Below are 7,767 nucleotides of genomic sequence, written 5' to 3' on the forward strand. Positions count from 1 at the left end.
GTGGTCGTACGTGTAGGCGGCATGGAAACCGAGTTCTTCGGCCCGCCGCCAGATCTTCTGTCCTTCGCCCCATCGATGGACAACGGAGGCGGCGGCACCGGCAACGCGACCGGAGCCGCCGCCGACGCGGGCGCCACGACCGGCGGCGGAGAAACCGGCGGCACCACGGCGGACACCGGCGGCTCCGGCGGCAACCCCGGCGCCGGTCTCGTCGAAGGCGCCCGGGGCCCGGCCTTCCCCTACGCCTGGCGCTGACGCCGCCCGGCGGTCAGGTCGTCCGGCGGACGACGCCGACAGGAGGCGACCCGGCAGGCGCTCAGTGCCCCGAAGTCGCCTTCAGCCCCACCACGGACACCAGCAGCAGACAGACGAAGAAGATCCGGGCGGCGGTCACCGGCTCGTGCAGCACGACCATCCCGAGCACCGCCGCACCGGCGGCCCCGATCCCCACCCAGACGCCGTAGGCCGTACCGATCGGCAGTGACTTCGCCGCCTGCGCGAGCAGCAGCATGCTGGCCACGATCCCGAGGACGGTGAACACGCTCGGCCACAGCCGGGTGAACCCCTCCGCGTACTTCATACCGATCGACCAGCCCACTTCGAGCAGACCGGCGACGATCAAGAGAACCCAGGCCATGACGGCCACCTCCGACGACAGACACACGGAACAACACGGACTGCGTCGTCTTTGCCAGCCCGGTACGGCGCGTCTCGTCGGGTGATCCCACCGTAGCAACAAACGCGGTGGAGCCCGGTGACCGCGGTCACCGGGCTCCACCGAAACATGCCGGGGGACTACAGATACAGCCCCGTCGAATCCACCGAGCCCTCGAACCGGTCCGCCGCCACCGCGTGCAGATCCCGCTCCCGCATCAGTACGTACGCCACGCTCCGCACCTCCACCTCGGCACGGTCCTCGGGGTCGTACAGCACCCGGTCCCCGGGCTCGACCGACCGCACGTTCTGGCCGACCGCCACCACCCTGGCCCAGGACAGCCGGCGGCCCACCGCCGCCGTCGCGGGAATCAGAATGCCGCCGCCGGACCGGCGCTCGCCCTCCGGCGAGTCGGACCGGACCAGCACACGGTCGTGCAGCATGCGGATGGGCAGCTTGTCGTCCTGGGTGTTGTCGCTCACGCCCCGCAACCTACCCGCCGGGCGGACGCCCGTACGCCGTAGGGGTACGTCCACCCGCTCACGCGCCACGACGCGTATCCTCCGCGCCGCGTGACGACCGGCCGAGAGGCACCGCTCGGGGGCCCGTCGGACCGACCACCTCCGGCGTCGGGCCCCCGGAGGTCGCCGCACCGGCTACCTCCGGCGACGGCCGTTGCTCTTCCCACGCCGAGTCGACACGACCAGCAGACCGACCACGCCGACCGCGAGCAGCGCCACCGGCACCACCCGCTCCAGCCGGGGCGAGCCGTCCTCCGCCACGAACCGCGCCTTCACGTCCGAGACCGAACGATTCACCGCGACGTACGCGCGGCCGGCCGTGCGGTCCACCTTCTCGGCGACCATGGCCTTCGCGTCACCGATGATCGTCTTCGGGTGCACCCGCACCCCGATCTCGTCGAGGACCACAGCCAGCTGCTCGCGCCTGCTGATGATGTCCGCCTCGATCTGCGCAGGGGTCCTCGTATCCGACACTGCGCCGCCTCCGTGGTCGTCGTCCGGTAAACCTTCATCGACAGTCTGTCAGCTCGACCGCCCGCACACCCGGCGGCACCCCTATTACGCTCGGTCGCGTACATCCCACGCGCCACCCGAGGAGAACCATGAGCGAGCGACTCCAGTCCGGCGACACCGCACCCGCCTTCACCCTTCCGGATGCCGACGGCAAGGACGTGTCGCTCGCGGACCACAAGGGCCGCAAGGTGATCGTCTACTTCTACCCCAAGGCCCTTACCCCCGGTTGCACCAAGCAGGCCTGCGACTTCACCGACAACATCGACCTGCTGGCCGGCGCCGGGTACGACGTCATCGGCGTCTCGCCCGACAAGCCGGAGCGGCTCGCGAAGTTCCGCGAGCAGGAGAACCTCAAGGTCACCCTGGCCGGCGACCCCTCCAAGGAGGTCCTCGCGGCGTACGGCGCGTACGGCGAGAAGCAGTCGTACGGCAAAACGGTGACGGGCGTCATCCGGTCCACCTTCGTCGTCGACGAGGAGGGCCTGATCGAGCACGCCTTCTACAACGTCCGGGCCACCGGCCACGTCGCGAAGATCATCAAGGACCTCAAGATCTGACAGAGGCAGGCGCCGGCCGAAACCCGCAGAAACGGACAGGGACCTGTCACGACGCTGTGAGGGAACTCGCAATTCCCCCGTGAATCGGTTTGCAACCGCCATGACCGCACAGAAGCCTCCCCCGGAACACCCTCCGAGGAAAGGACCCGGCCATGGCGGCCACCGACCCCCACCGGACGGCCGACCCCGACGCGGTCAGGCGCCACCCCACGCTCTTCCGGGCGATCCGCACACGTCAGAACCCCAGACTCCGCCGCACGGACATCACGGTCACCGACGACCGGGCCGTCAAGCGCGCGGTGAAGGCGGCCTCCCTCGGCAACGCCATGGAGTGGTTCGACTTCGGCATCTACTCCTACCTCGCCGTCACCCTGGGGCACGTCTTCTTCCCGTCCGGGAACGACACGACCCAGCTGCTCTCCTCCTTCGCCACCTTCGCCGTCGCCTTCCTCGTGAGGCCCCTCGGAGGCATGTTCTTCGGCCCGATGGGCGACCGGATCGGCCGCAAGAAGATCCTCGCCCTCACCATGATCATGATGGCGATCGGCACCTTCGCCATCGGCCTCATCCCCTCGCACGGCACGATCGGCGTCTGGGCGCCCGTACTGCTGATCTTCTTCCGGATGCTCCAGGGCTTCTCCACGGGCGGCGAGTACGGCGGAGCCTCGACCTTCATCGCCGAGTACGCCCCCGACAAGCGCCGCGGCTTCTTCGGCAGCTTCCTCGAATTCGGCACCCTCGCCGGATACGTCGGCGCCGCAGGCCTGGTCACCGCGCTCTACGCGCTCCTCGACACCGGCCAGATGGAGAGCTGGGGCTGGCGCATCCCCTTCCTCGTCGCGGGCCCCCTCGGCCTGGTCGGTCTCTACCTCCGGCTCCGCCTCGACGAGACCCCCGCCTTCCAGAAGCTGGAGGGCGGCACCGCCCACGCCTCCGAGGCCGCCGACAGCGTGGAGACCACCACCAAGGGCGACCTCGCCAAGATCTTCCGCGACTACTGGCCGACGCTGATCCTCTGCGTCTGCCTGGTCGGCGCGTACAACATCGCCGACTACATGCTGCTCTCCTACATGCCGACGTACCTCTCCGACGAACTCGGCTACACCGAGACCCACGGGCTGCTCGTCCTGCTCGTGGTGATGGTTCTCCTCATGCTGGTCATCAGCCAGGTCGGCAAGCTCTCCGACCGCTTCGGCCGCAAGCCGCTGCTGATGACGGGCATGCTCGGCTTCCTGGTGCTCTCACTGCCGTCGTTCCTGCTGATCCGGCAGGGCAGCATCCCGGCCGTCGTCATCGGCCTGCTGATGCTCGGCCTCTCGCTGGTCTGCATGCTCGGCACCATGTCCGCCGCCCTCCCGGCCCTCTTCCCCACGAGCGTCCGGTACGGCTCCCTCTCGGTCGGCTACAACCTCTCCGCGTCGATCTTCGGCGGCACGACCCCCCTGGTCGTCACGGCACTGATCAGTTGGAGCGGCACCAACCTGATGCCCGCGTACTACGCGATGGCCGCCGCCCTGGTGGGCGTGATCTCGGTGGCCTGCATGAAGGAAACCGCCCAGAAGCCCCTCGACGGCTCCCCGCCCTCGGTGGAGACCCCCGAGGAAGCGGCGGAGCTCGTCCACGCGCAGTCGCCGGACCCGAAGTTCTGACACCCCGCTCCCGTACGGAAGGGCCCGTACCGCTTCACGGCGAACGCCGAAGCGGTACGGGCCCTTCCGCATCTCATCGCATAACGGACGTGACCATCCGATAACCGGTTCGTTGCTCCGCACGAGGCCGCGAACGCGCGGCCGGACGGGGAGGAAGAGAGATGGCGGTCAGCCCTTACACGCATCGGGTGCTCTCAGAGGCAGCCGCATCGTCACGGACCATGTCCCAGGCCATGACCAGTCTGGGGCTGGCGCCCTGGAGCGGGTCCCGGCGCTATCTTCTGGATCGCATGAGAAGGATGGGCATCGCCACCTCGCACTTCGAGCGGGAGGACACACGGTGGACCAAGGAGGTACTCGAACCCGCTGTCGCCGCGTCGACGACCATGGTGGGCGTATTGCGGCTTCTGGGACTGAACGCGGTGGGGGGAAACCACACCCACATCAGTCGCCGCGTCAAATCCCTGGGGATCGACACCTCCCACTTCGAATCCTCCGCACCACGTTCGTCGAAGGGCCGACGGCATCGCACTCTGGAGGAGCTTCTCGTCGAACAGGACCCCGCCACGGCCCGCCGCGAGCAGAGCAGCCGCTTGAAGAGAGCCCTGATGCTCCTCGGGGCCGACGAACGCTGCACCGGTTGCGGAGCCGCAGGAACCTGGCAGGGACATCCTTTGCCGTTGGAGATCGACCACATCGACGGCAACTGGCGGAACAACCGGGTGGAGAACCTCCGGATGCTCTGCCCCAACTGTCACTCGACCACTGATTCGTACAGGGGCCGGAACAAGCGTTCCCGAGTCGACCGCGCGAACCCCTCCCGCAGGTCGACGGCGGGACGATGAGCGCACCCCGCACGTACGACCGGGCGACCCTCGCCGACGCGGCAGCGAGGTGCCACACCATCGAAGAAGTCATCGCCCACCTCGGTACACCTCCGTACGAACGACTCGGCCGTTACCTGATGAGGCGTTTCACCCACTTCGCCATCGACGTCTCGCATTTCCAGCCAGTGGGCAGGCGCCGCCGCCCCGACCCCGATCAGGTCGTCAAGGCGGTCGCGCACTCCGTCAGCATCGCGGAGACCCTGCGACGCCTCGGACGCCCCGACAACGGCACCCAGCGCGCACTGCTCCGTACATGGGTGTCGGAACAGGGAGTCGACACTTCCCATTTCCTGGGACAGGCCCATCAGCGTGCAAAACCATCATCTGTGCCGAGGAAGCGTGCCGAGGACGTTCTCGTGCGCCATACCGGCCCGCGAAACCGAGCGACCCGGCTGCGTCAGGCGCTGCTCGATCTGGGAACGCCGCAGAACTGCGCCGGGTGCGGCACGGAAGCGGTCTGGCTGGGGAAGCCGATGACACTGGAAATCGATCACATCAACGGCGACCCTTACGACGATCGCCCCGAAAACCTGCGGATGCTCTGCCCCAACTGCCATGCGATCACGGGCACATGGTGCCGAGGAGGAAACCGGCCGGCTGCCACGTGATCGAATCCCGGTTCCCGCGGGGGCAGACCGACCGGTCTCCGTTCATGCCGAGTAAGCTGGCTCTCGCTCTGCGCCCGTACGATGACGGGCGGCTGGCGGCGGTGGTGCAACTGGCGACACAGCAGACTTAGGATCTGTGGCCCGTGAAACGGCTTGAGGGTTCGAATCCCTTCCGCCGCACCCGTGAACGGCCTGCGCATCGAGGAATCGATGCGCAGGCCGTTCTGCTGTCCGCGTCTCAGCCCACCAGCTCCCGCACCACCGGCGCCAGCGCGCGGAAGGCCTTGCCGCGGTGGCTGATCGCGTTCTTCTCCGCCGGGGTGAGCTCCGCGCAGGTACGGGTCTCGCCCTCGGGCTGGAGGATCGGGTCGTAGCCGAAGCCGTACAGGCCGGCCGGGACGCGGCGGAGGGTGCCGGGCATCCGGCCTTCGACGACGCGCTCCGTACCGTCCGGCAGGGCGAGGGCGGCGGCGCAGGCGAAGTGGGCGGCGCGGTGCGGGGCGTCGATGTCGCCGAGCTGGGCGAGGAGCAGGTCGAGGTTGGCCTGGTCGTCGCCGTGCTTTCCGGCCCAGCGGGCGGAGAAGATGCCGGGGGCGCCGCCGAGGACGTCGACGCAGAGGCCGGAGTCGTCGGCGATGGCGGGGTGGCCGGTGGCCTGCGCGAGGGCGTGGGCCTTGAGGAGGGCGTTCTCGGCGAAGGTGACGCCGGTTTCCTTGACGTCCGGGATCTCGGGGTAGGCGTCCGCGCCGACGAGTTCGTGGCTGAGGCCGGCGTCGGCGAGGATCGCGTGGAGTTCGGTGATTTTCCCGGCATTGCGGGTGGCGAGGATCAGGCGGGTCATGGACCGATTGTCGCTCTTCGCCGTCGCGGCGGCGGGGCGGGCCCCGCGTCGCCGCGGTCGGGTCAGGGTGAGCAGACCTTGCCGATCTCGCCGGCGGCGTCGGTGACCGGGCCGATGTCGGGGGTGGTGTCGCCCGCCTCGATGGAGACGCGGACCTGGTCGACTCCGGCCCGAAGGTCGTCGACGGCCTTGCCGAGGTCGGCGTTGTCCGTGGTGTCCTTGAGGTTGCCGAGTTCCTGGTCGATCTGGTCGAGCGACTCGGATGCCTGGGTCACGTCTCCGGAGGCGTTGGAGACGGCCTGCTGGAGGTTGCCGACGCTGGTGGCGATGGCGTCGGCGGTGCGGACGCAGTCGAGGGCCTTGTCGACGGCGTCGCATCCGGCGGTCGCGGCCAGGGTGAGTGCTGCGGCGGCGACGGCGAGTGCGGTACGGCGGTGGTGGCGCAGAGCCATGGTGCGGTCCCTCCCCAGGGGTCGTCACGCGAACGAACCGTCACCCGGACGGATCGCCGTACGGACGGGTCGTCGCGTGGACGGGCGCACGGTTCGACCCGTGCGCCCGTGTCTGTGACGACGCTGTGCGGTGCGTTCTTGGTTGCTTCTTTACCCGGGGAAGGGTGGGAGTTACGCGCCGAGGGTGCGGGCGAGTGCCTCGTTCTGGAAGACGGTGAGGTCGGCGCAGCCGGCGGTGGCGAGGTCGAGGAGGGCGTTGAGCTCCTTGCGGTCGAAGGGCTCGGCTTCGGCGGTGCCCTGGACCTCGACGAAGCGGCCGTCTCCGGTGCAGACGACGTTCATGTCGGTCTCGGCGCGGACGTCCTCCTCGTAGCGGAGGTCGAGGAGGGGGGTGCCGTCGACGATTCCGACGCTGATGGCGGAGACGGTGCCGGTGAGGGGCTTGCGGCCGGCCTTGACGATCTTCTTGCCCTGGGCCCAGGCGATGGAGTCGGCGAGGGCGACGTAGGCGCCGGTGATGGCGGCGGTGCGGGTGCCTCCGTCGGCCTGGAGGACGTCGCAGTCCAGGACGATGGTGTTCTCGCCGAGGGCCTTGTAGTCGATGACGGCGCGCAGCGAGCGGCCGATCAGCCGGCTGATCTCGTGGGTGCGTCCGCCGATCTTGCCGCGTACGGATTCGCGGTCGCCGCGGGTGTTGGTGGCGCGGGGGAGCATGGAGTACTCGGCGGTGACCCAGCCTTCGCCGCTGCCCTTGCGCCAGCGCGGTACGCCTTCGGTGACGGAGGCGGTGCAGAGGACTTTGGTGTCGCCGAAGGAGACGAGTACGGAGCCTTCGGCGTGCTTGCTCCATCCCCGTTCGATGGTGACGGGGCGGAGCTGGTCGGGGGTGCGGCCGTCGATACGAGACATGGCGTCGACTTTATCCGTTGACGGGGGCGGGTCCGTTCGGGTGCGGTGGGGCGCCGTTCGGGTGTCGTCGCGGCGTGGCGCGGGCGGGTACGCGGGGCGGCGCGGCGCGGGCTGGTCCTCGCCCCGACACTGCATATATGCGGATCTCCATCAGAACCCCTTGCCCGGCGTGCGG

Annotated in this window: 11 protein-coding genes, 1 tRNA gene and 1 riboswitch; of the genes, 6 read left to right on the top strand and 6 right to left on the bottom strand. The window is 69.2% G+C overall.

The features are described from left to right. Positions 1 to 255: hypothetical protein (locus ACWD3D_RS30140; RefSeq protein ID WP_451463928.1), on the top strand; the 255-nt coding region annotated here is incomplete at its 5' end. A 61-nt stretch (positions 256 to 316) separates the two neighbouring features. Here ACWD3D_RS30140 and ACWD3D_RS30145 read toward each other — a convergent pair. From ACWD3D_RS30145 to ACWD3D_RS30155, 3 genes are all read right to left on the bottom strand, one after another. After that, positions 317 to 637 (bottom strand): DMT family transporter, encoded by a 321-nt coding sequence (locus ACWD3D_RS30145; RefSeq protein ID WP_328721466.1) that lies wholly within the window; start codon positions 635 to 637, stop codon positions 317 to 319. A gap of 39 nt (positions 638 to 676) precedes the next feature. Further along, positions 677 to 742, bottom strand: a riboswitch (guanidine-III (ykkC-III) riboswitch). A 53-nt stretch (positions 743 to 795) separates the two neighbouring features. After that, complete coding sequence (locus tag ACWD3D_RS30150) at positions 796 to 1,137, bottom strand: GroES family chaperonin (protein ID WP_387375875.1); 342 nt, start codon at positions 1,135 to 1,137, stop codon at positions 796 to 798. A 174-nt stretch (positions 1,138 to 1,311) separates the two neighbouring features. Next, positions 1,312 to 1,650: a DUF3618 domain-containing protein gene (locus ACWD3D_RS30155; protein ID WP_451463929.1), complete on the bottom strand. Its 339-nt coding sequence runs from the start codon at positions 1,648 to 1,650 to the stop codon at positions 1,312 to 1,314. Positions 1,651 to 1,778: 128 nt separating this feature from the next. Between ACWD3D_RS30155 and bcp the strand changes: the two genes are divergently transcribed. From bcp to ACWD3D_RS30180, 5 genes are all read left to right on the top strand, one after another. Next, the gene (bcp, locus tag ACWD3D_RS30160) at positions 1,779 to 2,246 is read left to right on the top strand and encodes a thioredoxin-dependent thiol peroxidase (protein ID WP_451463930.1); all 468 of its coding nucleotides are present in this window, start codon (positions 1,779 to 1,781) and stop codon (positions 2,244 to 2,246) included. A 152-nt stretch (positions 2,247 to 2,398) separates the two neighbouring features. Beyond that, positions 2,399 to 3,895 carry a glycine betaine/L-proline transporter ProP gene (proP, locus tag ACWD3D_RS30165; RefSeq protein ID WP_451463931.1) on the top strand — a complete coding sequence of 499 codons (1,497 nt, stop codon included), beginning with the start codon at positions 2,399 to 2,401 and terminating at the stop codon, positions 3,893 to 3,895. 161 nt (positions 3,896 to 4,056) lie between these two features. Beyond that, a complete protein-coding gene (locus tag ACWD3D_RS30170; protein WP_451463932.1) occupies positions 4,057 to 4,740 on the top strand; it encodes an HNH endonuclease signature motif containing protein in 684 nt (227 codons plus the stop codon). Next, positions 4,737 to 5,390: an HNH endonuclease gene (locus tag ACWD3D_RS30175; RefSeq protein WP_451463933.1), complete on the top strand. Its 654-nt coding sequence runs from the start codon at positions 4,737 to 4,739 to the stop codon at positions 5,388 to 5,390. Before ACWD3D_RS30170 ends, ACWD3D_RS30175 begins: the two co-directional genes overlap by 4 nt. Positions 5,391 to 5,485: 95 nt before the next feature. Further along, positions 5,486 to 5,570 (top strand) — tRNA-Leu (locus ACWD3D_RS30180). 58 nt (positions 5,571 to 5,628) lie between these two features. Here the strand turns inward: ACWD3D_RS30180 and rdgB are convergent. The 3 genes from rdgB to rph form a co-directional block, all read right to left on the bottom strand. Further along, entirely contained in the window at positions 5,629 to 6,231 is a 603-nt protein-coding gene (gene rdgB / locus ACWD3D_RS30185; RefSeq protein WP_387374912.1) for an RdgB/HAM1 family non-canonical purine NTP pyrophosphatase, read from the bottom strand. Positions 6,232 to 6,293: 62 nt separating this feature from the next. After that, a complete protein-coding gene (locus ACWD3D_RS30190) occupies positions 6,294 to 6,683 on the bottom strand; it encodes a hypothetical protein (RefSeq protein ID WP_451463934.1) in 390 nt (129 codons plus the stop codon). A gap of 171 nt (positions 6,684 to 6,854) precedes the next feature. After that, complete coding sequence (rph, locus tag ACWD3D_RS30195) at positions 6,855 to 7,592, bottom strand: ribonuclease PH (protein WP_451463935.1); 738 nt, start codon at positions 7,590 to 7,592, stop codon at positions 6,855 to 6,857. Positions 7,593 to 7,767 lie beyond the last annotated feature (175 nt).

It is taken from the genome of Streptomyces sp. NPDC002690 (assembly GCF_053592415.1).

Bases quoted from the DNA above. Each gene is read 5' to 3' on its own strand.
- rdgB (WP_387374912.1), bottom strand. From the start codon at position 6,231: ATGACCCGCCTGATCCTCGCCACCCGCAATGCCGGGAAAATCACCGAA.
- ACWD3D_RS30145 (WP_328721466.1), bottom strand. From the start codon at position 637: ATGGCCTGGGTTCTCTTGATCGTCGCCGGTCTGCTCGAAGTGGGCTGG.
- bcp (WP_451463930.1), top strand. From the start codon at position 1,779: ATGAGCGAGCGACTCCAGTCCGGCGACACCGCACCCGCCTTCACCCTT.
- ACWD3D_RS30190 (WP_451463934.1), bottom strand. From the start codon at position 6,683: ATGGCTCTGCGCCACCACCGCCGTACCGCACTCGCCGTCGCCGCCGCA.
- proP (WP_451463931.1), top strand. From the start codon at position 2,399: ATGGCGGCCACCGACCCCCACCGGACGGCCGACCCCGACGCGGTCAGG.
- ACWD3D_RS30170 (WP_451463932.1), top strand. From the start codon at position 4,057: ATGGCGGTCAGCCCTTACACGCATCGGGTGCTCTCAGAGGCAGCCGCA.
- rph (WP_451463935.1), bottom strand. From the start codon at position 7,592: ATGTCTCGTATCGACGGCCGCACCCCCGACCAGCTCCGCCCCGTCACC.
- ACWD3D_RS30175 (WP_451463933.1), top strand. From the start codon at position 4,737: ATGAGCGCACCCCGCACGTACGACCGGGCGACCCTCGCCGACGCGGCA.